At 42.0% G+C, this 343-nt stretch carries 1 pseudogene; it reads right to left on the bottom strand.

Going from position 1 to position 343, the window contains the following annotated elements:
* Positions 1-343, bottom strand: a pseudogene (locus A3712_RS21495) (TonB-dependent hemoglobin/transferrin/lactoferrin family receptor); the annotation flags it as partial.

Raw genomic sequence — 343 nt, 5'->3', positions numbered from 1 at the left:
TCATCTTCATCATATTGACGCTGATAATGTTCTACCGTTAGGCCAATCTTATTGGAATCAGATACATTGTAAAATGCTTTTGCTAAGAAGTTACTTAGTTCCGTTTCTGCAGGGTTAGCAGCACCGCGATCTGGACCTTCAACATTAGAGCCCGACGAGTGAGTTTCTGTTTCATGACCTTGAGCGTATGTCGCCATTACAATAGTTTCTAGCTTATCTTTACGCATGGCCCAAGAAAGGGTGTTCTTAAACTGTTCATCAGCAGAAGTGTAGCTAGATTTGATACCGAAACGGTTTTCATCGCCGTCAGTTCTAAGCATATCCTCTGGGTTCTTTGTTCTCA

This window comes from Vibrio sp. HI00D65, assembly GCF_001635455.1.
Classification (GTDB): Bacteria; Pseudomonadota; Gammaproteobacteria; order Enterobacterales; family Vibrionaceae; genus Vibrio.
The sequence above is the reverse complement of the archived record's forward strand: the minus strand, read 5'-3'. Positions and strand labels throughout refer to the sequence as shown.